The sequence below is a fragment of the Vibrio sp. B1FLJ16 genome, assembly GCF_905175385.1.
Lineage (GTDB): Bacteria > Pseudomonadota > Gammaproteobacteria > Enterobacterales > Vibrionaceae > Vibrio.
Genome location: NZ_HG992749.1, coordinates 595,109 through 618,290, shown reverse-complemented (window position 1 = coordinate 618,290; position 23,182 = coordinate 595,109). Strand labels below are relative to the sequence as shown.

At 45.7% G+C, this 23,182-nt stretch carries 19 protein-coding genes, 2 tRNA genes and 1 rRNA gene; 8 read left to right on the top strand and 14 right to left on the bottom strand.

Annotated features, from left to right (window positions below):
- Positions 1-91: 91 nt before the first annotated feature.
- A complete protein-coding gene (aceB, locus tag KHN79_RS02805; RefSeq protein WP_182010337.1) occupies positions 92-1,720 on the bottom strand; it encodes a malate synthase A in 1,629 nt (542 codons plus the stop codon).
- 603 nt (positions 1,721-2,323) lie between these two features.
- The gene (locus KHN79_RS02800; protein ID WP_182010336.1) at positions 2,324-3,229 is read right to left on the bottom strand and encodes a hydrogen peroxide-inducible genes activator; all 906 of its coding nucleotides are present in this window, start codon (positions 3,227-3,229) and stop codon (positions 2,324-2,326) included.
- Between the two features lie 199 nt (positions 3,230-3,428).
- On the opposite strand from KHN79_RS02800, the gene KHN79_RS02795 reads away from it, so the two are divergent.
- The 3 genes from KHN79_RS02795 (at position 3,429) to ppk2 (ending at position 5,936) form a co-directional block, all read left to right on the top strand.
- Positions 3,429-4,034 (top strand): peroxiredoxin C, encoded by a 606-nt coding sequence (locus KHN79_RS02795; protein ID WP_182010335.1) that lies wholly within the window; start codon positions 3,429-3,431, stop codon positions 4,032-4,034.
- A gap of 317 nt (positions 4,035-4,351) precedes the next feature.
- Complete coding sequence (locus KHN79_RS02790; protein ID WP_182010334.1) at positions 4,352-5,095, top strand: copper homeostasis protein CutC; 744 nt, start codon at positions 4,352-4,354, stop codon at positions 5,093-5,095.
- Between the two features lie 64 nt (positions 5,096-5,159).
- Positions 5,160-5,936 (top strand): polyphosphate kinase 2, encoded by a 777-nt coding sequence (gene ppk2, locus KHN79_RS02785; protein ID WP_182010333.1) that lies wholly within the window; start codon positions 5,160-5,162, stop codon positions 5,934-5,936.
- Between the two features lie 69 nt (positions 5,937-6,005).
- On the opposite strand, the gene phoU is transcribed toward ppk2, so the two are convergent.
- Genes phoU through KHN79_RS02765 form a run of 4 tightly spaced genes read right to left on the bottom strand, consistent with a single transcriptional unit; the run spans position 6,006 to position 11,468 of the window.
- Positions 6,006-6,704 (bottom strand): phosphate signaling complex protein PhoU, encoded by a 699-nt coding sequence (gene phoU, locus KHN79_RS02780; RefSeq protein ID WP_182010332.1) that lies wholly within the window; start codon positions 6,702-6,704, stop codon positions 6,006-6,008.
- A 34-nt stretch (positions 6,705-6,738) separates the two neighbouring features.
- Positions 6,739-7,557, bottom strand: a complete 819-nt coding sequence (gene pstB, locus KHN79_RS02775; protein ID WP_182010331.1) for a phosphate ABC transporter ATP-binding protein PstB — start codon at positions 7,555-7,557, stop codon at positions 6,739-6,741.
- A gap of 2 nt (positions 7,558-7,559) precedes the next feature.
- Positions 7,560-9,233: a phosphate ABC transporter permease PstA gene (pstA, locus tag KHN79_RS02770; protein ID WP_182010330.1), complete on the bottom strand. Its 1,674-nt coding sequence runs from the start codon at positions 9,231-9,233 to the stop codon at positions 7,560-7,562.
- A 30-nt stretch (positions 9,234-9,263) separates the two neighbouring features.
- A complete protein-coding gene (locus KHN79_RS02765; RefSeq protein WP_182010329.1) occupies positions 9,264-11,468 on the bottom strand; it encodes an ABC transporter permease subunit in 2,205 nt (734 codons plus the stop codon).
- 216 nt (positions 11,469-11,684) lie between these two features.
- Here KHN79_RS02765 and ppk1 point away from each other — a divergent pair, with 216 nt between their 5' ends.
- Together ppk1 and ppx are read left to right on the top strand one after the other, a co-directional pair.
- Positions 11,685-13,775, top strand: coding sequence for a polyphosphate kinase 1 (gene ppk1, locus KHN79_RS02760; RefSeq protein ID WP_182010328.1), 2,091 nt, complete (start codon positions 11,685-11,687; stop codon positions 13,773-13,775).
- Entirely contained in the window at positions 13,759-15,264 is a 1,506-nt protein-coding gene (gene ppx / locus KHN79_RS02755; RefSeq protein ID WP_182010327.1) for an exopolyphosphatase, read from the top strand. The genes ppk1 and ppx overlap by 17 nt, the downstream gene beginning before the upstream one ends.
- Before the next feature lie 36 nt (positions 15,265-15,300).
- Here ppx and KHN79_RS02750 read toward each other — a convergent pair whose 3' ends face one another.
- The 3 genes from KHN79_RS02750 to phoB are packed head-to-tail and all read right to left on the bottom strand — an operon-like array spanning position 15,301 to position 18,297.
- Positions 15,301-16,269, bottom strand: coding sequence for a phosphate ABC transporter substrate-binding protein (locus KHN79_RS02750; protein WP_182010326.1), 969 nt, complete (start codon positions 16,267-16,269; stop codon positions 15,301-15,303).
- A complete protein-coding gene (phoR, locus tag KHN79_RS02745) occupies positions 16,269-17,567 on the bottom strand; it encodes a phosphate regulon sensor histidine kinase PhoR (RefSeq protein WP_182010325.1) in 1,299 nt (432 codons plus the stop codon). The genes KHN79_RS02750 and phoR overlap by 1 nt, the downstream gene beginning before the upstream one ends.
- A gap of 40 nt (positions 17,568-17,607) precedes the next feature.
- A complete protein-coding gene (gene phoB, locus KHN79_RS02740) occupies positions 17,608-18,297 on the bottom strand; it encodes a phosphate regulon transcriptional regulator PhoB (protein WP_182010324.1) in 690 nt (229 codons plus the stop codon).
- 224 nt (positions 18,298-18,521) lie between these two features.
- On the opposite strand from phoB, the gene rdgC reads away from it, so the two are divergent.
- From rdgC to KHN79_RS02725, 3 genes are all read left to right on the top strand, one after another.
- On the top strand, positions 18,522-19,436 hold the full coding sequence (gene rdgC / locus KHN79_RS02735) for a recombination-associated protein RdgC (RefSeq protein WP_182010323.1): 915 nt from the start codon (positions 18,522-18,524) through the stop codon (positions 19,434-19,436).
- A 165-nt stretch (positions 19,437-19,601) separates the two neighbouring features.
- The gene (gene yegQ / locus KHN79_RS02730) at positions 19,602-21,002 is read left to right on the top strand and encodes a tRNA 5-hydroxyuridine modification protein YegQ (protein WP_182010322.1); all 1,401 of its coding nucleotides are present in this window, start codon (positions 19,602-19,604) and stop codon (positions 21,000-21,002) included.
- 2 nt (positions 21,003-21,004) lie between these two features.
- Complete coding sequence (locus KHN79_RS02725; RefSeq protein WP_182010321.1) at positions 21,005-21,259, top strand: YfhL family 4Fe-4S dicluster ferredoxin; 255 nt, start codon at positions 21,005-21,007, stop codon at positions 21,257-21,259.
- Positions 21,260-21,298: 39 nt separating this feature from the next.
- Here the strand turns inward: KHN79_RS02725 and KHN79_RS02720 are convergent, their stop codons facing one another.
- The 5 genes from KHN79_RS02720 to rrf form a co-directional block, all read right to left on the bottom strand.
- Positions 21,299-21,607, bottom strand: coding sequence for a hypothetical protein (locus KHN79_RS02720; RefSeq protein WP_182010320.1), 309 nt, complete (start codon positions 21,605-21,607; stop codon positions 21,299-21,301).
- Positions 21,608-22,192: 585 nt separating this feature from the next.
- Complete coding sequence (locus KHN79_RS02715) at positions 22,193-22,525, bottom strand: DUF1904 domain-containing protein (RefSeq protein ID WP_182010319.1); 333 nt, start codon at positions 22,523-22,525, stop codon at positions 22,193-22,195.
- Positions 22,526-22,806: 281 nt separating this feature from the next.
- Positions 22,807-22,883 (bottom strand) — tRNA-Trp (locus tag KHN79_RS02710).
- Positions 22,884-22,918: 35 nt separating this feature from the next.
- Positions 22,919-22,995 (bottom strand) — tRNA-Asp (locus KHN79_RS02705).
- A gap of 44 nt (positions 22,996-23,039) precedes the next feature.
- Positions 23,040-23,155: ribosomal RNA gene (gene rrf, locus KHN79_RS02700) — 5S ribosomal RNA — on the bottom strand.
- Between the last annotated feature and the right edge of the window lie 27 nt (positions 23,156-23,182).

Sequence of the window (23,182 nt, the reverse complement as noted above, 5' to 3'; positions counted from 1 at the left end):
TGAGTTCCCGTTCTCAGGCAGTACATCCTTCTCTGCCTTCAAAGTCCTTCACGTTATTGGTTTTGTGTTTGTTGTCTAAGTATTCGTGTTCTTAATCCAGATAGTCATAACCCGGAATGGTCAAGAAGTTCGTTAGCTCATCACTGGTTGTCAGCTTCGCCATCAGTTGCGCTGCTTCCTCAAAGCGACCAGCCTGATAACGCGCTTCCCCGATTTCCTGTTTCACAACTTCTACTTCTTCTTTCAAGTAGGATTCGAACAGCTCCTTGGTTACTTTCTGGCCGTTATCCAACGACTTACCATGCTGAATCCATTGCCAAATAGAAGCGCGTGAAATTTCTGCAGTAGCGGCATCTTCCATCAGCCCGTAGATTGGTACACAGCCATTGCCTGAGATCCACGCCTCGATGTATTGCAGAGCAACGCGAATATTGTGGCGCATACCGTCTTCAGTACGCTGACCTTCACATGGCTCAAGTAATTCCGCAGCCGAAATTGGCGCGTCTTCTGAGCGGCTGACATCCAGCTGATTCGAACGCTCTCCAAGGATGTTGCTGAACACTTCCATCGCAGTATCCGCCAGACCAGGGTGCGCAACCCAGGTACCATCGTGGCCATTATTTGCTTCCAGCGATTTATCGTTATGAATCTTATCCAGTACTTTCTGGTTCTCTTGCGGGTCTTTAGCCGGAATGAATGCTGCCATACCCCCCATGGCAAACGCGCCACGTTTATGACACGTACGTACCAGTAATCGTGAGTATGCATTCAGAAATGGCTTGTCCATCGTAACGACCTGGCGATCCGGTAATACTCGGTCTGGGTGGTTCTTAAGTGTTTTTATGTAGCTGAAGATGTAATCCCAACGGCCACAGTTAAGACCCACAATGTGTTCTTTTAGTGAGAACAAAATTTCATCCATCTCGAACACAGCGGGTAACGTTTCAATCAATACCGTCGCTTTAATCGTGCCGGTATCAAGACCAAAATATTCCTCTGTGAAATGGAACACTTCGCTCCACCACTTCGCTTCGTGATGGGACTGCAGTTTAGGGATGTAGAAATAAGGACCGCTGCCTTTCTGTAACAACTCTTTGTAGTTGTTGTAGAAGTAAAGCGCGAAATCAAACAGTGAGCCCGGAATGATCTGCTCATTCCACTTCACATGTTTTTCTTTTAAGTGCAGGCCACGTACACGACAGATCAACACCGCAGGGTCATCTGACAGCTCATAATGCTTTCCATTACCCGGATTGGTGTAGCTGATGGTACCGTTAACCGCGTCGCGCAGGTTTACCTGACCATCAAGAACAGCACTCCACGCAGGAGACATCGAATCCTCGAAGTCTGCCATGAATACCTTCACATTCGCATTCAGAGCATTGATAACCATTTTACGATCAGTAGGTCCGGTGATTTCAACTCGTCGATCTTGCAGATCTTGCGGAATCCCCAGGATCTTCCAGCTTCCCTCGCGAATGTCTTGTGTCTCAGGCAGAAAATCTGGTAGTTCACCGGAATCAATAAGTGCTTGTTTTTCTTCTCTTGCTTGCAGCAGTTGGTCTACACGTCCGGCAAAATTGTCACAAAGCAGAGATAAAAAGGTTTGCGCCTCCGTAGGAAAAATAGCTTGATGTTCCGGAGCAAGTACGCCAGTAACTTCAAGCTTGCCTTGGTTCTGCTTCGTTGGTTGTGTTTTTTGTTCTGTCTGAGCAAGCATAATCATTCATCCTTAAGGTGCTTCATCTATCTTAGGCAGTCAGCAAAAGCTACATTTGTAAGTTATAAACAACAAATAACATCCTGACATTTTGTGTTCATCTCTTGGGGCTTGGGTATAGATTGCGTAACATAGCGTGGTTTATCAATCTAGACATAAGTCTTACCGGCCTTTAAATAAGCTATATCAACAAAGGGTTTAGCGAAACCCCTAATACAGACAAAATTTGAAATTCGAAGTTTTATCTGGCACGAAAGAAACGGCTGCTTTTTGACGTCTTTTTGTAAGTTATTACGTAATTTAATTACAAGCATTTTTTGACATAATAGTCATTTCAAACATGCGTATGAATAGAATGAGAAACGAGGGAGCCTTGTATTCCCAAGGGTCACAGAGGGAGAATCAAACGGCGCTTAAACAGGTTGTATAGTGAAGTGTGTAAAATTAACATTGTGAAATTTCACTATTTTATGAAAACTTCAATCAAAGAAAAGCTGTAAATTTACAACTTAAAGATCACCAACAGAATAAAATACTAAAAAGCGCACCATTTATAGTGCGTTTTTAGACGAATATCAGTAATGCGAGGGCTAAGACTAATAGCTAAAGCAGTTCAGAAACAACATCTGCAAGCTGATTAAAAGTGTTTGTACGTGATGAACTGGGACGCCAGACGAGGCCAATTTCACGGTAAGCCTGTTTACCAGGTGGATCGATAACAACGAGGTTTTGGTTATGAAGCAGTCCGTGCTCAATCGCCATCTGAGGAATAAACGTTGTCCCCAGCCCATTAGCAACCATTTGCACTAAGGTATGTAAGCTCGTCGCGGTAAAAGGATTAATTTTTTCTTTATCGGTTAACTTACACGCCGATACTGCATGTTCGGTCAAACAGTGCTCTTTCTCCAGCAGAAAGACCGATTCATCAGGAAGATCGTCATAACGGATAGGTACAGGAACTGAATCTGCCTGATTGGCACTGATCACCATACGGAATGGGTCTTTCCCGACGATGCGGCTTTCCATTCCTTCTGTTTCTACAGGTAAAGCGAGGATAAGTACATCCAGCTCACCATGCCTTAGAGCTTGTAAGAGGTTGCTGGTCGTATCTTCTCTTAATAAAAGATTGAGTTGTGGAAAACGGTAATTGACTTCCTGAACTAAATCACAAAGTAAGAAAGGCGCGATGGTCGGAATACATCCGACTTTCAGCTGCCCTTTCATCTCGTCGCCCTGACACAATCGCCCAAGTTCAACCAAATCTTGCCCTTTCGCCAGTAATTCACGACCACGTTTAACAACCATCTCACCGGTTTGGGTGAAAACTAACGGGCTTTTCTTGTCTTTCTTTTCGTATAAAGGGCAGCCGATCAGATCTTCAAGGTTCTGAATCCCTTTGCTTAACGTAGACTGACTCACAAAACATCTCACCGCGGCATCGCTGAAATGTCGTGTTTCATGCAGTGTCACTAAGTAGTGCAACTGCTTTAAACTGGGCCACTTATTCATAATTGTATTAGTATCTACCACTGCTTTGGTGATCGAGTTAGGCGTTTCGTTGTTATCGTTTTTTTCGATTAACTCAATCTATTTATTTCGCTTTTTCCAATACTACATTCTGTACTATAGTTTGTCCCGATTTAATACGGACCGAGACGGCATAACTCTTTACGTCTTGGGACTAACCATAATTCTTTAGGAGCAAAAAATGGTACTAGTAGGTCGTCAAGCCCCTGATTTTACTGCAGCAGCTGTTCTAGGTAACGGTGAAATCGTTGATAACTTCAACTTCGCAGAATTCACTAAAGGTAAAAAAGCCGTAGTGTTCTTCTACCCACTAGATTTCACTTTCGTTTGCCCGTCTGAGCTAATCGCATTCGACAACCGTCTAGCTGACTTCCAAGCTAAAGGCGTTGAAGTAATCGGTGTTTCTATCGATTCTCAGTTCTCTCACAACGCATGGCGTAACACTGCTATCGAAGATGGCGGTATCGGTCAGGTTAAATACCCACTAGTTGCTGACGTTAAGCACGAAATCTGTAAAGCTTACGATGTTGAGCACCCAGAAGCAGGCGTTGCTTTCCGTGGTTCTTTCCTAATCGACGAAGACGGTCTTGTACGTCACCAAGTAGTTAACGACCTACCACTAGGCCGTAACATCGACGAAATGCTACGTATGGTTGACGCACTTAACTTCCACCAGAAGCACGGCGAAGTATGTCCTGCACAATGGGAAGAAGGTAAAGCAGGTATGGACGCATCTCCAAAAGGTGTTGCAGCGTTCCTATCTGAAAACGCAGCTGACCTAGCGTAATCAACTGGACCTCACCCAAGCTCAACGGGTGAATTGGTTGGATGTATATATAAAGCAAAAGCTATAGCGGAATAACCGCAAACGCCAATCAGTCTAAGTAAAGTCTTATCAAAGCCCGGAGTTAATACTCCGGGCTTTCTTTTTGAGAACTTTTTATTTAAGAGCTTTCTATTTAAGGGAATGCGCCCTCAAACGGGGTAACGCCCAGGGGATAACTTTACCTCTATTTCCTGTACCTTCCATACAGATCATCTCTCCTCCCCCTGCTAATATCTGGCGAAAAGTTACCATTAATAACCATCATTCGGGGCTACACCGTGATAACTCAGTTAGAAGTCTGTATCGACAACATCGAATCTCTTCACAACGCCGTTTCTGGCGGAGCTACTCGTATCGAACTTTGTTCGTCTCTGGCCTTAGGCGGACTGACGCCAAGCTACGGGTTCATGCAACAAGCAGCTAAACTTTCTACTGTTCCTGTTTACGCGATGATTCGTCCGCGTCAGGGGGATTTCCTCTACAGTGAAGAGGAAATTGAAATGATGCGCTTCGACATTGAAGCGGCACACAAAGCCGGTTTAAATGGTGTCGTTGTTGGCGTACTGACTCAGGATGGCGACATTCATATGCCATTTGCCACTGAACTGTGCGAATACGCTCTTTCATTGGGATTAGGTGTAACTTTCCACCGCGCTTTTGATCAATGCCGTAATCCAGAGCAAGCCTTAGAAGATGTCATACACTTAGGTTGTGAACGTATTCTGACATCGGGTCTCGCTCCTACCGCTCCTCAGGGCTGCAATGTGATTGGGTCTTTAGTAAAGCAAGCGGAAGGGCGTGTTAGTATTATGGCTGGTGCGGGGGTTAACGCCGAAAATGTACGTTCACTGGTGGAACAAACCCTTGTTCAAGAAGTGCATCTTTCAGGTAAAAGCGTTCGTCGGAGCTACATGAACTTTATCGCTGCTCAAAGCAAAATGGGGGCTGCTGATGTTGATGATTTCGCAATTCCGGTCACCAGCATACAAGCCATAGCCAGCGTGGCAGCCGCTCTCAAATAGAAAAACCGAAAGATCTCTTCTATGGCTGGGTACTGACATCGTCTTGGGAACAGAGGAGTTAAGTATGTCTAAGCTGAAAAAAAAGAAATATGAAAAAGAGTTAATAAAGCTGCAAGTAGAGTTGGTTAAGCTTCAGGAGTGGGTCAAACACAAAGGTCTAAAAGTACTCGTGTTATTCGAAGGCCGTGATGCTGCCGGGAAAGGTGGCGCAATTAAGCGTATTACAGAGAAACTTAACCATCGTGTCTGTCGCGTTGTCGCTCTGCCTACCCCCACTGAAAAAGAGAAGACCCAGTGGTATTTTCAGCGGTATGTTAACCACCTGCCGTCAGCGGGAGAAATCGTCTTGTTTGACCGCAGTTGGTATAACCGGGCCGGTGTAGAGAAGGTGATGGGCTTTTGCACACCAGATGAATACGAAGAGTTCCTCCGCTCATGTCCTCAATTTGAACGTATGCTTCAACGTTCAGGCATCATCTTGATCAAATACTGGTTTTCTGTCTCTGACGAAGTACAAGAGAAGCGCTTTTTAGAGCGCATCAACACGCCACTTAAACGCTGGAAGTTCAGCCCGATGGACTTGGAATCCCGCAACCGCTGGGCTGAATACTCAGAAGCAAAAGATAAGATGTTTACCTATACAGATACTAAAAGCAGTCCTTGGTGGGTCGTACCATCTGATGATAAAAAGAAGGCACGCTTAAACTGCATCAGCCATTTATTAAGTCAGATTGAATACAAAGCGCTTGAGTACCCTGATGTTGAGTTACCCGAGTTGAACAAAGAAGGCTATGTAAGAGTACCAATCGATGATCAGACCTTTGTGCCGGATAAATACTAGGCTCAATACCTTACCCAAAAACATAAAAACCAGCTTTAACGCTGGTCTTTATGTTTAATTCTGTTCTTCTTATTTGAGTACATCGTCAATGCTCTGATCGCCAAGGTGACGAACGTCCTTTCCTTTGACAAAGTAGATGATGTATTCACAGATGTTCTGACAGCGGTCTCCCACCCGCTCGATCGCTCGCGCCGACCACATCACTTGCAAAATGTGAGGGATATTTTTCGGGTCTTCCATCATGTACGTCATCAACTGACGTATCACCGCTTCATATTCCGCATCGAGTTTATCGTCCTGCTTGTGCACTTCTGCGGCCGCTTCCACGTCCATACGGGCAAAAGCATCGAGCACCTGATGCAGCATTTGAATAGCCTGACGACACAGTGGCTCTAAAGATACCTGGAACTGACGCTCTTTCGAAGATGGACTCTCGATAGCAACATAAGCAATACGTGTAGCCACATCACCAATTCGTTCTAAATCGGTAATGGTCTTGATGATCGCCATGATTAAGCGCAGATCTTTCGCCGTCGGCTGACGCTTGGCAATAATACGAGTACACGTATCATCGATAGAAACTTCCATCGCATTCACTTTGTGATCGTCACGCACAACTTTACGCGCCAGCTCGATATCTTCTTTGTGCAAGGCCTGAATAGCGTACGATAGCTGCTGTTCAACCAAGCCCCCCATGGTTAAAACATGGGTACGAATCGCTTCTAGTTCTACGTTAAATTGTTCTGATATATGACGTCCAAAGTGCATGATGTTCCTTTTTGTTCAGTACTTAAGCCCTAGGTTAACCGTAGCGGCCTGTTATGTAGTCTTCCGTCTGGGTCTTCATCGGCGAGGTAAAAATCGAGTCCGCATCGGAATATTCAATCAACTTACCCATGTGAATGAATGCCGTGTGATCACTGACCCGCGCCGCTTGCTGCATGTTGTGGGTAACAATAACCACAGTATATTGAGTTTTCAGCTCATTGATAAGCTCCTCAATAGTTAAAGTGGAGATTGGATCAAGTGCAGATGTCGGTTCATCGAGTAAAAGTACTTCTGGTTCAATCGCTACAGCACGTGCAATCACCAAACGCTGTTGCTGGCCTCCCGATAGCCCAAAGGCGTTTTCATGTAAGCGGTCTTTGACTTCATCCCACAGAGCAGCCGCTCGTAATGAACGCTCAACGGCATCATCTAACGCTCGGCTGTTCTTCAGGCCTTGCAGGCGCAGTCCATAGACCACATTTTCATAAATAGATTTAGGGAATGGATTAGGACGCTGGAATACCATTCCCACCCGACGTCTTAGTGTCGCCACATCCACATTGGGGTGATAAACGTTTTTGCCATGCAAGCGTACTTTACCGGTGACCTTACATCCCTCAACCAAATCGTTCATGCGGTTGATACAACGCAACAGGGTCGACTTACCACAACCCGACGGGCCGATAAATGCCGTAACCCGCCCTTTCGGAATTCGCATCGAAATATTGTGTAACGCCTGAGCCTGCCCGTAGAAAAGATTAAGGTTCTCTATTGAGATAGCCGTCTGTTCATCCGTCAGGTTATTCACATCTAATGGTGGTTCATAACCCAATGTATTATCGAAGTTAAACATTCTTAATCTTGTCCTAACGTTCTGTATTTTTCGCGCAAATTATTTCGGATACTTATTGCTGTTAAGTTTAGTCCCACTATCACGGTAATGAGCAGGAAAGAGGTAGCGTACACTAAGGGGCGTGCGGCTTCGATATTAGAAGTCTGAAAACCGACATCGTAAATGTGGAAGCCCAGATGCATGAACTTTCTGTCCAGATGCACATACGGGAACTGCCCGTCGACAGGTAGGCTTGAAGCCAGCTTAACAACTCCCACCAGCATCAACGGTGCTACTTCTCCGGCAGCACGGGCTATAGCAAGTATTAACCCAGTAATAATCGCCGGAGTCGCCATGGGTAAAACCACACGCCAAAGCGTTTCAAACTGGGTTGCTCCGAGCGCTAATGAACCGTGACGGACGGAGTTAGGAATACGGGTTAAACCTTCTTCGGTCGTCACTATCACCACGGGCAGGGTGAGCACGGCAAGTGTCAGTGCCGACCATAACAAACCCGGCGTACCAAAGGTCGGTGCAGGCAGTTTTTCACTATAAAACAGGCTATCGATTGAACCACCAATCGTATAAACAAAAAAGCCCAAACCAAACACACCGTAAACAATTGACGGTACACCAGCCAGGTTAATCACCGCAATCCGGATTACGCGGGTTAATGCGTTGTTCTTGGCATACTCATGAAGATAAATCGCGGCAATCACACCCAACGGCATCACAATGATCGACATGATAATAACCAAGAAAACGGTACCAAAGATTGCCGGGAAAACGCCGCCTTCTGAATTTGATTCGCGAGGATCGTCAGAAAGAAACTTCCAGACTTGTTTACACCAATGGCCGACTTTACCAAGCAATGACATCTGGTTCGGGTACCAGTAATCCAGAATATCTTCAAGTGGAATAGAAACCTGAGAGCCCGTCATATCTTCGACAATCACAGCATAACCTGACAGTTGCAAACGAAGGCCGTCGAGCTGAACATCCAACGTAGCCAACTGTTGCTCTACCTGCTCTTTGCGCTTCTGATAATCAGATAAAAAGTTTTCATCAAGCGTGTTATTCAGTTCATGTTTACGCTTATTTAACCTTAGTTGCTCTAACTTCCAGCCAAGATCCTGAAGCTGATTGACCACCAGCGAGTCGATTTCATGGCGTAACGTTTCCGCATCATCAAGCTTCTTATCTAATATCGTCAGAATGTCACTGTCGTAAAGCTTGTCCCCATCCTGGAAAGCAAGCATTTTGCCAAAAAAGTAGCCGCCACTGCTGCGCTCGATGACCGCTAGCTCTTCAGGAGTAGTAGGCTCATCTAACTGGATTTGGAGGACAGAGATAAAATCTGCGGGATACAGCTCTCGGTTTGCGATTTTAATGCTCAGACGGGTGGCAAAGTCCTCATCATCGTCCAGTTGCTTAACCGTACCCTCCGGCAAATAACTTTTGGGTACAAAGCTGCGCGCATAGACCTGACCGATGAGTTTACTACTCTCTTGTAATACTTCTCCCTGCACTGGCGTTAATGCTGTCACATTCCACTGATACAGAGGGGCTGGCCAGAAGAAGGTGAGCCCTTTCCAGCCGATCAGCAACAACAGGCCTAACACGGAGAGTAAGCTGATACTCACCGCTCCACCAGTCAGCCATATCCATGGTGCGCCAGAACGAATCCAATTTAACACGTAACTACCCGCTCTATGTCCAAACTACTCTTACAACGCACGGTATTTATCTCTCAGTCTTTGTCTGACTATCTCTGCAAGCGCATTGACTGCAAAGGTGAACACAAACAGAATGAATGCCGAAAGGAACAGTAACCGGAAGTGTGTACTGCCCACTTCAGATTCCGGCAGTTCCACAGCAATGGTTGCCGACAAGGTTCGCATACCCTCTAGTATGTTCCAATCCATCAGCGGCGTGTTCCCCGTTGCCATTAACACTATCATGGTTTCTCCCACAGCACGCCCCAACCCCATCATTACGGCTGAGAAAATACCGGGACTTGCTGTCAGCAGCACCACATAAATCAATGTCTGCCAGGGCGTTGCGCCTAAAGCTAATGAGCCATCGGATAAGTGCTTAGGCACAGAAAAAATAGCATCTTCTGCAATCGTGAAAATGGTGGGGATAACAGCAAAACCCATTGCCAGTCCCACTACGAGTGCATTGCGCTGATCGAAACCGATACCATGTTCTGTAAGGAACAACCGTATATCACCATCAAACAAGATCTGTTCAATAGCGGGAGAAACCCATATAGCCAGGCCGATTATCAGTAATATCACAGGCATCAGTACTACTGCATGCCAGCCATTTGGCAGCCGGTTACGCAATGACTGCGGAAGTACCGCCCAGACACCGCCCATTATCATGGTGCTAAGAGGTAGAACAAACAGCATCACCACAAGTGTGATTAAGTGATCCTCAACAATAGGCGCAAACCACAAACCAGCAAGAAAACCGATGATCACCGTTGGCAGAGCCTCCATCAACTCTATCGACGGTTTGACCACTCTGCGCATCCGGGGCGACATAAAGTATGCGGTATAAATTGCGCCCAGTACGGCCAGAGGTACCGAAAACAGCATTGCAAACATAGCCGCTTTGATGGTACCAAACGCAATCGGCACTAAACTGAATTTAGCTTCAAAATCATCACTGGCCGAAGTCGATTGCCAGACAAACTCTGGCTCTGGATACCCTTCATACCACACCTCTTGCCACAGAGAAGAAAGCGACACTTCTGGATAAGGGTTATCAACCACCGCCACATCAAGCTTGTCATCCTGCCAAGTAATTAAGTAACGCTCGTTGCTCGACATTGCCGCAACTTCAGGGGCTTGCTTATAAGCTCGCTTAAACAACACCAGCTTTTCACTGGTGGTGTAATGGCTTTGCACCGTGCCATTGGCGTAGAAGCTATAAAAACCTTTTCGATGAGAGTCGGGCAGCAAGTATTTGAGTTCCGACGCCAGTTTAAAGTTTCGGATGTGCGTCAGCGTTCTTTTGTCACCCTGCAAAGTATCAAACCATTGTGAAACGCTGCCATCGTTATGGGTGACCAGAAGAGAGTATGCACCGGATAGTAAATCTATGGTTCTCACCGAATGTTTGCTGTCCCCCAGCGTCAGGTCAACCACTTCGCGTACCACAAAGGTAGATTGCTCTTTCTTCAAGACGATCAGCTCTGAGCCATCTCGTAAATAGAGAGTCTCGCCGTCAGGAGTCAGTAGGATCTGTTCTGGAGAGTGGAAACCAGCGGAAAAAGAAAAATCCACCGTGTCTGGCTCATCGTCCAGCGGTGAAGAAACCAGCCAGCGAGCTTTAACCTGTCCGCTACGGGTCTGCCAGATTATGGTTGGTGACCGAGATGAAGCACTGAAAGCAAACTGGACGACAGGATCAGAGGCATCGGTTAATGCCAGGTTCATGCTGGTATTGAAAGTCACTATCTCTGGGAGACGTGTATTCTGACGTAACGAGGAATGAAACTCCGGTTTAAAGATATGCGCTTGTCCCTGTTTATCGACTAAGCCATACCAGCCTCTCCCCGGAGCGGATGGTGAGAATGACACCGGATTCGATGCAACTTGCTGAGTCACGATTGCGGACTGTTCTGGTTCATCCATAGACAGGAACTGAACCTGACCACTTTTGGTGATCACAAAGGCGAGCTGAGCATAGTCATCAACGGAAATCGCTAATGGCTCTCCCGCCTCCACACTTCGCGTCGAGTGATTGGTTTCAATTTTCGCGTCCGAAAACAGCGGGATGATCACCGAAGCCAGATAGACAAAGATCAATATAAGTGCGGCAAGTACGCCCAAACCACCAGAAGTCACTGCAAGTCGAACCAAACGATCTTTAATCAGTCGTTTCTTATCTTTTTCCTGCAATGAAAACTCGGCTTGTGCCATTTAAATCTCTACCTTTTTTACTTAATACTAGAATATGTCTTTAAGATGACAATTATATTACAGATCACATTAAATACCTGAAAAGAATACAACTCTAGGCAATACTTAACCTGAAATATATCTGTAACAAAAATCTCATAATGTTCTCACTCCTCTGTATTTATTTACCCATGATGATGAGCATGGAATTCTCACAATTTTTGGCTAGGTAAGGTTATGAGCACTGAAAAACTATATATAGAAAAAGAGCTTAGTTGGTTATCTTTCAACGAACGAGTATTACAAGAAGCTGCCGATAGATCCGTTCCTTTGATTGAACGCATTCGATTCTTAGGGATCTTTTCCAACAACCTGGATGAATTCTATAAAGTACGCTTCGCCGACGTTAAGCGTCGTATCCTGATCAATCAGGAGCGAGGCGGAAGTGACAGTTCCAAACGTTTGTTATCCAGGATGCAAGCCAAAGTACTTAAGCTTAACGAACAATTCGACGATCTATACAGCGAATTAATTCGGGATATGGCTCGCCGTCGCATTTTCTTAGTCAATGAACAACAATTGGACGAAGTGCAACAAAAATGGGTCACTAAGTACTTCCGTAACGAAGTCATGCCGCATATCACTCCGCTGATGATGAAAGATGAAATAGACGTACTGCAATTTCTGAAAGACGAGTACGCTTATATCGCCGCTGTTTTGCGTAAGGGGGCATACTCTCAATATGCGCTAATCGAAATACCAACCGACCACTTACCCCGCTTTGTCATGGTACCAGAGCAAAAAGGCAAACGCCGTAAAACCATCATTTTGCTCGACAATATTATTCGTTATTGTTTAGACGAGCTGTTTAAAGGCTTTTTCGACTACGATGAGTTAGCTGGCTATGCGATGAAAATGACGCGGGATGCGGAATACGATTTACGTAACGAAATTGAGTACAGCTTGCTGGAACAGATGTCCGAAGGCGTGAGCCAGCGTCTGACTGCAATGCCAGTCCGCTTTGTCTACGAACGAGAAATGCCTCAGGACATGCTCGATTTCTTATGCAGCAAACTCAAGATATCCAACTACGATAACCTGATTCCGGGAAACCGTTACCAGAACTTCAAAGACTTTATCTCTTTCCCTAACGTCGGACGCGACTACCTTGAAAACAAACCGATGCCGCCGATGAAGTGTGCCGATTTTGAAGGGTATCCCAATAGTTTCAATGCAATCAGGGATAAGGATATTCTGCTCTACTACCCTTACCATACTTTTGATCACATCAGCGAACTGGTTCGTCAGGCTTCTTTTGATCCGAAAGTCATCGGCATTAAGATCAATGTTTACAGGGTCGCCAAAGACTCCAGGCTGATGAACTCTCTGATTGATGCCGTTCACAACGGAAAGAGCGTCACTGTAGTAGTCGAACTGCAAGCCCGTTTTGATGAAGAAGCGAATATAGAATGGTCCAAAGTGTTAACAGAAGCCGGTGTACACGTTATTTTTGGCGCGCCGGGTCTAAAAATTCACTCTAAGTTACTGCTCATAAGCCGTCTTGAGGGTGAAGATATTATTCGTTACGCCCATATTGGTACGGGTAACTTCCATGAGAAAACGGCACGTATTTATACCGATTTCGCTTTGCTCACTGCCGATCAGGAGATTACCAATGAAGTCCGCAATGTCTTCGGCTATATTGAGAATCCTTACCGACCGGTGAAGTTCAATCACCTGATGGTATCACCACGTAATTCACGCTCACAAATTTACCGCCTTATCGATGCGGAGATTGCCAATGCAAAAGCAGGCAAACAAGCCAGCCTCACCATAAAAATAAACAACCTCGTCGATAAGGGTATTGTCACTAGGCTCTATGCTGCAAGTAGCGCTGGCGTGAAAATAAACATGATCATCCGGGGCATGTGTTCTTTGGTGCCGGGAATTGCAGGAGTGAGCGATAATATTCGCATCATCAGTATCGTGGATCGCTTTCTGGAGCATCCGAGGGTGATCATCACAAACAATGACGGCGACCCGCAGGTGTTTATCTCGTCCGCAGACTGGATGACCCGTAATATCGATCATCGTATTGAAGTCGCAACCCCGATCCGCGATCCGCGCCTGAAACAAAGAATCATTGATATAATCAACATCCACTTTACCGATACTGTAAAGGCACGTCTGATAGACAAAGAAATGAGCAACAGCTATGTACCGCGGGGGAACCGAAAAAAAGTTCGCTCACAAGTTGCTATTTACGACTATCTTAAAAATATAGAAAAGCAAACCAGAAGACAAAAACCTGATGTCTCAGATACTTGAACAAGATGAACGCTATATTGCAGCGATCGACCTCGGCTCAAACAGCTTCCATATGGTTGTGGCGAAAGTTGTCGGCACTGATCTGCAGCTGATCAGCCGTCATAAACAGAGAGTCCGTCTGGCCTCAGGCCTCGACAGTGAAATGAACTTAAGCCATGCCGCCATGGAGCGAGGGCTTGAATGTCTGGAGATGTTTGCAGAGCGCCTGCAGGGCTTCGACGAATCCAACGTTCGTATTGCGGCTACGCACACACTAAGACGAGCCAATAACGCACATTTGTTTATTAACCGTGCCAAAGAGGTCATGCCTTTCCCGATTGAAATCATCCCGGGAGAGGAAGAGGCTCGTCTGATTTATCTTGGCGTTGCACATACGCAGGTAGAGTCAAATTCAAAGCTGGTTGTTGATATCGGCGGCGGCAGTACCGAGATGATTATTGGTCAGGAATTCGAACCCGAGCTTCTGAACAGCAAGCAGATGGGTTGTGTGAGCTTTACTGATCAGTTTTTCAAAAACGGCAAACTGTCCAGGAAGAATTTCACCAAAGCGATGCTAGCGGCGGAACAGAAACTGGAGTCAATCGCCAGTAAATACCGTAAAAAAGGTTGGGATATAGCCCTTGGATCATCCGGCACGATCAAAGCCATTCAGGAAGTTTTGGTTGGGTTGGGATTTGAAGACGGTCTGATTACGGCCAAACGACTCGATAAACTGATTGAAGCCTTATGTGAGTTTGACTCCATCGACGATATTCAGCTCGATGGACTAACCGATGACCGAAAACCTGTGTTCGCTGCTGGTGTTGCAATACTGGCCGCCATTTTTGAAGACCTGCGAATTGATCAGATGTTTTTCTCCGATGGCGCATTGAGAGAAGGGCTGCTTTACGAGATGGAAGAGCGCTTTGCCCGCTCGGACATTCGCATGCGTACTACAGAAAACCTTGCGCAAAAGCACCGTGTCGATCTTGAACACGCCGCCCGGGTAAAAGATCAAGCGAGAGAAATGCTTGACCAAGTTCACGCAGAGCTGGGGATTAAGAAGAAAAGCGACCTGTTCGACTTGCTGGAATGGGGCGCACTGCTGCATGAAGTCGGGTTAAGTATTAACTTACGCAGCTTTCACCGACACTCATTCTACATACTTTTTCACTCAACGCTTCAGGGCTTCAACCGCGAGCAACAGTTAGTGCTGGCTACGTTGGCGCGCTTTCAGCGTAAAGGTATTAAACTCACTGAACTTCCAGAATTTAACCTTTATAAACAGGGTGATATATTAAGTCTGATTAAAATCCTGCGTCTTTCAATAGTGTTAAACGGACAGCGTAATGATGAGCCGCTGCCTGAAATCACCCTTTCCGTCAAAGATGATGAATGGAAACTGACCTGCACAGACAAAGAATGGTTAGAGAATAATAAGTTGCTGAATGCGGATTTACAGGAAGAGCAACTGCGCTGGCAAAACGCGAAGTGGATACTCACATTTTAAAGAAAAGACACCTTAACATCTCAACAAGAAGTCGGCTTATAAGCCGACTTTTTTTAATTCTTGCACTGCAAAGTCAGCACTGATTGACACATAACCGTCTTTCTCAACTAACGCTTGTCCCTCAGCAGAATAGATAAAACGAATAAACTCAGCTTCTATTGGCGATAAAGGAAAGTCCGGATGCTTATTCACATATACATATAGATAGCGCGATAGTGGGTACTTACCTGAAACTATATTATCTCGAGTTGGTTGTATGTAGTCAGTTCCAGATTTAGCAATCGGCAATAAACGAACCCCTGCCACGCGATAGCCGACACCGGAATAGCCTACACCGCTGATCGTTGAAGCAACAGACTGTACGACAGATGCTGAACCCGGCTGTTCGTTTACGCGAGTCTTAAAGTCCCCACCACACAGAGCGTTACTCTTGAAGTAGCCATAGGTACCAGATACTGAATTACGGCCGAACAGCTGTAAATTGCGCTTCGCCCATTCAGACTGAACACCCAACTGCTGCCAGTTGGTAATGAACTGACTTTCGCCGCAGCGCAAAGTGGCAGAGAATATCGCATCCAGTTGACTAAAATTCAGCCCCTCAATAGGGTTATCCTGATGAACAAAGATGCCGATAGCATCAATAGCGACACGCAATGCGGTTGGCTTGTAGCCATGTTCGCTTTCAAAGGCTTCAATTTCCTTCAGACGCATCGGCCGGCTCATAGGCCCGAACTGTGCTGTCTGTTCCGTTAAGGCTGGCGGCGCTGTTGATGAACCTGAAGCCTGAACTTGAGCATTAATATTAGGGTAAATAGATTTAAACTCTTCAACCCATAAAGTCGTCATGCCTGCCAGAGTGTCGGATCCTACCGAGAGCAGGTTACCGACTATGCCGGTTGTTTTCTGATAGTTTGGCGGGAGCTCATGATGCGCGAAGACTTTAGCGGAACAAGCCCAGGCTATAAATATCGCCATGCCCACCATTTTACTAATTCGTACGACCATTACTTTGCCACCAAACGGCTAGGGAGTACGAAAGAGAACTTACTCCCTACCCCTACCTCACTGTGAATGTCTAAATGGGAATCATGGTGACTCAATGCATGCTTCACGATGGCGAGTCCCAAACCGCTTCCTCCCGTGTCACGAGAGCGAGCCTTATCTACGCGGTAAAAACGTTCCGTCAGCCGATGTAAATGTTGCGGCTCAATGCCATCACCACTGTCTTCGACTTCAAGACAAGCCCCCTGAACGGTCTGAAACCAGCGTACATTAATATTCGCACCCGGAGGAGTATATTTAACCGCGTTATACACCAAGTTCGATATCGCACTACGCAGCTGATCATCATCACCAAACACTCGCAGGCTTTTATCAACGTCAAACTTCAGTTTGTGCTGGTCATCACCACTCAAGCTTAAAGCTTCTTTTTCCAGGACTTCAAGCATCGCAGGTACATTGACCACATCTTCCAGTTCATGCATTGGAGCGGCTTCAATCTTAGATAACGTCAGCAATTGATTCACTAAGCTGTTCATCCGGTTAAGCTGTTCGGTCATAACCCCGTGAGCCTTGGTCCACATCGGTCCTACTATCATGTCCGGATCTTCGGTCATTTCCAGATAACCCTGCAGCACCGTCATCGGAGTACGTAACTCATGGGAAACGTTAGCGAAGAAGTTACGGCGCATGCCTTCAAGCTGTTTTAATTGACTGACATCACGCACAACCATCAGGTGCTCACCTTCCGTGTAGGGCACAATACGTAGCTCTAGCATCCTCTCCACATTCAGCGGCGAGCGCATTTCTAACGGCTCTGAAAAGTCTTGTTTACTGAGGTATTTAATGAAATCTGGTGTGCGGATAAGGTTTGAAATCGGCTGACCTGAGTCTTCCGGCCAGCGGAAACCCAGAAGGTGTTGAGCTAGCTTGTTGCACCAGACGATGTTGCCTTCCGCACGAAATACAACGACCGCATCAGGCAGAGATTCCGCACCATTCCTGAACCGGCGGATTAAATTAGTCAGTTCCTTGCGCTTGCGACGCTGGCGTTGTTGCAACCGGTATAAGCCGTTAAACAGTGACTCCCAGTTGCCACTTCCTGAAGGAGGCGTGAGTCGCTTTTCATCCCATAGCCAGGACGACAATCTCACCTGATTATGTAAGTGCCACACAAGCTGCAATGCCGTGGCAGCTAGCAGCAACCACGGCATATAACCGAATATCCAACCTGTTATCACCCAAGGGGTGTAAAAAAAAGCCAGCTCCCAGGCCAGCTTTTTCCACGTTAATCTTTCAACCACTCATTACTCCGGAAATGGTACTGATAAGTTGCGTACGAATTTATGCCTTAGTTGAGAAGCGGTAACCTGCGCCACGAACAGTCTGGATCAGCTTGTCATGGCCAGCGGCTTCTAATGCTTTACGCAGGCGACGAATATGAACATCAACCGTACGGTCTTCAACATACACGTTTGTGCCCCAGACATTGTTTAACAGCTGTTCACGGCTGTAAACTCGCTCCTGGTGTGTCATAAAGAAATGCAGCATCTTGAATTCGGTTGGCCCCATATCAACGGCTTCATCATTCGTTGTAACACGATGCGAAACAGGATCAAGCTTCAACCCTTGCACATCAATAACGTCTTCTAAAGCTGTTGGGGTGACACGGCGAATAACCGCTTTAAGGCGAGCAACCAGCTCTTTAGGAGAAAAAGGTTTAGTGATGTAATCATCCGCACCGACTTCTAACCCGCGAACCTTGTCTTCTTCTTCACCACGAGCCGTCAGCATCACAACAGGAATGTTGCGTGTCAGCTCTTCGCGTTTCATGTGCTTGATGAAGTTAATACCACTACCGCCCGGTAGCATCCAATCCAGTAAAACTAAATCAGGGAAGGGTTCAGCCAGTTTGGTTACTGCAGTGTCGTAATCTTCCGCTTCCACTGCCTGATAACCTTTCTGTTCAAGTACGAAGCAGAGCATTTCACGAATCGGAGCTTCGTCTTCAACAACCAGAATCCTTCTAGACATAAACGAATAACCTTATGTAAGTTGAGCTAATGAATTTAAGAGACGACTCGCCCCTCGATGCATAAGCATTATCACTACCAATTATGACACTTTTGTGACCTTTGAAAACAAATTTTCACATAACTTTCTTTTGCAGTTCATCCGGATATTTTTCATTTCTATTAAGACATCAGCGCCAAAATTCCCTATGATTAGGACCTTGTCATCAAGCCTAGAGAAGATTTATGTGGTTTAAAAACTGTCTGGTATACCGTGTTAACCGTGAGGTTAGCTTCAACGCAGATCAACTAGAAACTCAGCTAGCGGAGTTTCGATTCACTCCTTGCGGCAGCCAGGACAAGCAAAAGTTTGGCTGGGTCAGTGCTATGGGTAAACATGGCGACATGATGACTCACGTATCAGAAAACCGCATTCTGATTTGTGCCAAGAAAGAAGAAAAAATGCTTCCTGCATCGGTAATCAAAGACTCTTTGAATGCAAAAGTTGAAGCGATGGAAGCGCAAGAAGGTCGCCCACTGAAAAAAACAGAGAAAGATAACCTGAAAGATGACATCGTGATGGACCTGCTACCTCGCGCGTTTAGCCGCAGCAGCCACACACACGTGTTAATCATGCCTCAAGAAGGCTTTATTCTTGTCGATGCAGCTAGCTACAAGAAAGCCGAAGATGTGCTTGCCTTACTACGTAAATCTATGGGTAGCTTACCAGTTGTTCCTGCAATTCCAGAAACAGCGATTGAAACCACGCTAACCGAGTGGGTCAAAACTGGTGATACACCACAAGGTATCACTATGATGGACGAAGCCGAACTGAAATCGGTATTGGAAGAAGGCGGCGTGATCCGTTGTAAGAAACAAGAGCTTACAACAGACGAAATCCGCAACCACATCGCTGCAGATAAAGTCGTAACAAAGCTTGCTCTTAACTGGCAAGACAGAATCGAGTTCATCATGGCTGAAGATTCTGGAATCAAACGCCTGAAGTTCTCTGATGAACTAAGAGATCAAAACGAAGATATTCCACGCGAAGACCAAGCTGCACGTTTTGATGCAGACTTTTCACTGATGTGTGGTGAGTTTAGTGCTTTCCTGCCAAATCTGTACGAGGCACTGGGCGGATTGCCAAACCCGAACGCTTAATATCTCACTATCACTTAATGAATACGCCCCTACTTTTTATGGGGCGTTTGTTTATATAAAGTACATTTTCCCTAGTCACAGTTCACATTTTGACGTAAAATTTGCGCCCCATTTCCACTAGGTGGAACTGGCCTGACTTGTGATCAGATATAAGAGAATTGAGCAATGACAACTGAGAAAGCATTCGTACCCGAGTTACTGTCTCCTGCAGGCAGCCTAAAGAACATGCGTTACGCATTCGCCTATGGCGCAGATGCAGTTTACGCTGGCCAGCCTCGCTACAGTCTTCGTGTACGTAACAACGAGTTTAACCACGAAAACCTGAAAATCGGTATCGATGAAGCGCACGCCTTAGGCAAAAAGCTTTACGTGGTATGTAACATTCAACCTCATAACTCGAAGTTAAAAACCTTCATTCGTGATCTTAAACCTGTCGTTGAAATGGGTCCTGACGCCCTGATCATGTCTGATCCTGGTTTAATCATGATGGTTCGTGAAGCTTTCCCGGAAATGCCGATTCACCTTTCAGTACAAGCTAACGCCGTTAACTGGGCAACCGTTAAGTTCTGGGCGGCAAACGGTGTGGAACGTGTGATCGTTTCTCGTGAGTTGTCTCTGGAAGAAATCGAAGAAATTCGCGAGCACTGTCCTGAAACAGAACTAGAAGTATTTGTTCACGGTGCACTTTGCATGGCGTACTCAGGTCGCTGCCTGCTTTCTGGTTACATCAATAAGCGTGACCCTAACCAAGGAACATGTACTAACGCATGTCGTTGGGAGTACAAGGTTGAGGAAGGCAAAGAAAACGACACTGGCGATATCGTTGAAAAGTTTGACCCGGCAGAAGCTCAGCCTGTCGAAGTTCAGGACGAACGTCCTGAAACCACAATCGGTCGTGGTAAACCTACTGATGAAGTAGTCCTGCTTTCAGAAGCTCACCGCCCAGAAGAAAAAATGGCGGCATTTGAAGATGAGCACGGTACTTACATCATGAACTCAAAAGACCTGCGTGCGGTGCAGCACGTTGAGCGTCTGACGAAGATGGGTGTTCACTCACTGAAAATCGAAGGTCGTACTAAATCTTTCTACTACTGTGCTCGTACCGCTCAGGTATACCGTAAAGCGATTGATGATGCTGTTGCGGGTAAACCATTCGATGAAAATCTTATGGGTACGTTAGAGAGCCTAGCTCACCGTGGTTACACTGAAGGCTTCTTACGTCGCCATACACATGATGCTTACCAAAACTACGACTACGGCTACTCAGTGTCTGACGCACAACAGTTTGTCGGCGAGTTCACTGGTAAACGACGTGGTGACATGGCTGAAGTAGAAGTGAAGAACAAGTTTATTGTAGGTGACAGCCTTGAGCTAATGACGCCAAAAGGTAACGTTATCTTCACTCTGGAAGCGATGGAAAACCGTAAGTCTGAAACTATTGAAGATGCAAAAGGTAACGGCCACTTTGTATTTATTCCCGTTCCAGAAGATATGGATTTAGAATATGGTCTGTTAATGCGCAACCTTAATGCAGGTCAGGATACCCGTAATCCAACTGGTAAGTAATCATGGCGTTACTCATTACCGATAAGTGCATCAACTGTGACATGTGTGATCCAGAGTGCCCAAACGGTGCGATCAGCATGGGGGAGAGTATTTTCGAAATCGACCCTGACTTATGTACAGAGTGCAAAGGTCATTATGACAAACCGACTTGTCAGTCGGTTTGTCCTATCACGAAATGCATTATCACTGACCCGAATCATGTTGAAACGGAAGAGCAATTGCTAGAAAAATTCGTGATAATTCAGGGATTAGCGTAAACAGTAAGGTTCAACTCTGCTCGCAAAGTTGAACCTTTTTCATCCTGACTTTTCAATAGGGTAGATGTTGCAGTACAGCTCTTTCTCAAAATGATATTCGAGCCTTTCCCGCCAATTTTGTGCTTGCGACACCGGCACCAAGTAAAAATTCTCCCGACTCGTATCAGTAACGAAAGCTATCTCTGACTGCATCAGTTCATAATGCACATCATTGATAAACCCGGGGTCTAGACGTTGACGCCCAGTTAGTTGATTAATATCTTCTCGGGTCAAGAAGACTCCTTTACTCTCACTGCTAAATCTGTGTCTTAACCACTCAGCAAATTCTTTTGCACAAATCATAGTCATGGCTCTATCCTTGATTACTTCCATTGGCAGGCAGTACAACTAACCCCGCTTATAATACAAATATCTGCGTTGCTATTTTAGTTTTACCAATCGACAGACATATTGAGTAGAAATAAGAGTATCGCGACAAAAGAACTTGAAACAACAAAGGTAAGACTACCGAGAACCTGTAACCCTTTAGTTATTTAGAGTTCCTATAACATGACACCCAAACTAATGTGGTTGATTTTTATATTCGTATTACTCACTGTAGACAAAACCATGATACTTATCCAGTTTCATAATGCAGATTAGAAAATCGACATGATACCTTCGACAACTATTTAGTTAACATGAATGAGTGTTTTGCATCCGGATGGAATTGCGTTCACGTTTTTGAACAATAAAGTGAAGAAAGAAAGGTAAAGATAGTCTGACATAAAACTGCTATCTCTCCATAATTTAAGCTTAGGCAACCGTAGGTATAGTCACAATCAAAGGGGACTGGAGATAAGGATGGGAAAATGCTAATTCAACAAAGCCGCATACAAAGAAGCTGAGGCACAGAGTCAATAAAGTATCAGGCTCAGCATCTTAAGCCACACCTTAGTAATACTCACCGTTATCGTAGTAAGCTTTCGGGGAAAGTACAGTGAATATTACTGCAACATCTATATCTTCACCCACAATTCCCCTAACTTGCTGAGTAATTGCTTCAGCTACCTTATCTTGAACTTGTTGACCACGATCAAACCAAAGAACTTCTACAAACGGGTATGCAGTGCTGACTTCACCTTCGCTAAAAAATGTCGTGTAGATGTATTCAAAAGTGAAATCTTCACGAGGACAGTCAATCAGTGGTTGCAGTTCATCCGTCAGAGGCTTTGATAGCGCCTGAACAGTTTGAGGCTCTACCGCACGGAATCGAAAATGTGGCATAAACTTGCTTTCCATAATTTAAATTGTGCAGTGATAATAGCAGCAAGTTCGTTGTATATCATCCGACATTCGTATAAACGAAAAAAGCTCTAGCCTTTCGACTAGAGCCTTAAATATGACAGGGAGGGACTGGGTCGGCACACCGAAGATTCGATGGGAGTTGCTACAAGCTCCCAACACGCACTGGTTTTGGCGTTTCGGGGAATCCGCGGCTCTGCCAATTGAAATATTTAACTCAAATAAACGAAAAAGGCTCTAGCCTTTCGACTAGAGCCTAAATATGGCAGGGGTGGAGAGATTCGAACTCCCAACACGCGGATTTGGAATCCGCTGCTCTGCCAATTGGAGCTACACCCCTTTAATTCGTATTTAACGAGACGACTCTCTAATAAGTGGCGGAGTGGACGGGACTCGAACCCGCGACCCCCGGCGTGACAGGCCGGTATTCTAACCAACTGAACTACCACTCCGCAGTGGTATCACCCGTTATTACAACGAATGTCCATAATTTAAAGCCTGGCGATGTCCTACTCTCACATGGGGAAACCCCACACTACCATCGGCGCTGTTTTGTTTCACTTCTGAGTTCGGAATGGAATCAGGTGGGTCCAAAACGCTATGGCCGCCAAGCAAATTCTTTAATCTGGAAAGCTGTTT

Excerpts from the sequence above, each read along its gene's own strand:
- aceB (WP_182010337.1), bottom strand. The coding sequence starts at position 1,720 with ATGCTTGCTCAGACAGAACAAAAAACACAACCAACGAAGCAGAACCAA.
- KHN79_RS02800 (WP_182010336.1), bottom strand. The coding sequence starts at position 3,229 with ATGAATAAGTGGCCCAGTTTAAAGCAGTTGCACTACTTAGTGACACTG.
- KHN79_RS02795 (WP_182010335.1), top strand. The coding sequence starts at position 3,429 with ATGGTACTAGTAGGTCGTCAAGCCCCTGATTTTACTGCAGCAGCTGTT.
- ppk2 (WP_182010333.1), top strand. The coding sequence starts at position 5,160 with ATGTCTAAGCTGAAAAAAAAGAAATATGAAAAAGAGTTAATAAAGCTG.
- phoU (WP_182010332.1), bottom strand. The coding sequence starts at position 6,704 with ATGCACTTTGGACGTCATATATCAGAACAATTTAACGTAGAACTAGAA.
- pstB (WP_182010331.1), bottom strand. The coding sequence starts at position 7,557 with ATGTTTAACTTCGATAATACATTGGGTTATGAACCACCATTAGATGTG.
- KHN79_RS02765 (WP_182010329.1), bottom strand. The coding sequence starts at position 11,468 with ATGGCACAAGCCGAGTTTTCATTGCAGGAAAAAGATAAGAAACGACTG.
- ppk1 (WP_182010328.1), top strand. The coding sequence starts at position 11,685 with ATGAGCACTGAAAAACTATATATAGAAAAAGAGCTTAGTTGGTTATCT.
- ppx (WP_182010327.1), top strand. The coding sequence starts at position 13,759 with ATGTCTCAGATACTTGAACAAGATGAACGCTATATTGCAGCGATCGAC.
- KHN79_RS02750 (WP_182010326.1), bottom strand. The coding sequence starts at position 16,269 with ATGGTCGTACGAATTAGTAAAATGGTGGGCATGGCGATATTTATAGCC.
- phoB (WP_182010324.1), bottom strand. The coding sequence starts at position 18,297 with ATGTCTAGAAGGATTCTGGTTGTTGAAGACGAAGCTCCGATTCGTGAA.
- rdgC (WP_182010323.1), top strand. The coding sequence starts at position 18,522 with ATGTGGTTTAAAAACTGTCTGGTATACCGTGTTAACCGTGAGGTTAGC.
- yegQ (WP_182010322.1), top strand. The coding sequence starts at position 19,602 with ATGACAACTGAGAAAGCATTCGTACCCGAGTTACTGTCTCCTGCAGGC.
- KHN79_RS02725 (WP_182010321.1), top strand. The coding sequence starts at position 21,005 with ATGGCGTTACTCATTACCGATAAGTGCATCAACTGTGACATGTGTGAT.
- KHN79_RS02720 (WP_182010320.1), bottom strand. The coding sequence starts at position 21,607 with ATGACTATGATTTGTGCAAAAGAATTTGCTGAGTGGTTAAGACACAGA.
- KHN79_RS02715 (WP_182010319.1), bottom strand. The coding sequence starts at position 22,525 with ATGCCACATTTTCGATTCCGTGCGGTAGAGCCTCAAACTGTTCAGGCG.